This window comes from Mesorhizobium sp. M7A.T.Ca.US.000.02.2.1 (assembly GCF_003996995.1).
In the GTDB taxonomy this organism is placed as follows: Bacteria; Pseudomonadota; Alphaproteobacteria; order Rhizobiales; family Rhizobiaceae; genus Mesorhizobium.
Genome location: NZ_RZTT01000931.1, coordinates 1 through 401, shown reverse-complemented (window position 1 = coordinate 401; position 401 = coordinate 1). Strand labels below are relative to the sequence as shown.

The 401-nt window shown below is 62.3% G+C and carries 1 protein-coding gene; it reads left to right on the top strand.

Translation table 11 applies throughout. The annotated features are described in order from the left end of the window. Nucleotides 1-401: zeta toxin family protein (locus EOD15_RS35480; protein ID WP_127409403.1), on the top strand; the 401-nt coding region annotated here is incomplete at both ends.

Sequence of the window (401 nt, the reverse complement as noted above, 5' to 3'; positions counted from 1 at the left end):
AGCCTACGCTTCACGTCATTGCCGGCCCTAACGGCGCCGGCAAGACGACGCTGTACCGAAATCGCCTGGAAAAGCGCTATCCCGACGCTGAATTCGTCAATGCTGATGAACTGGCGTTGAAGGAATTTGGGCACCCTGCCCGCACTGCGGCCGAGTCCGCTCGCGGGCAGGAATTGGCGGAGAACCGCCGGCGCGAGTTGATGGCCGAGCGCAAGAGCCTGGTCACGGAATCCACGTTCTCTCACCCATCCAAGGTGGACCTGGTGCGGGAGGCGAAAGCGGCCGGATACGAGGTCGTGCTGTACCACGTCAACGTGCGCAGCCCGAACGTGTCCGTCATGCGTGTTGCTCATCGCGTGGATAAGGGTGGCCACCCGGTTCCCGAGGACAAGATCAGGCAA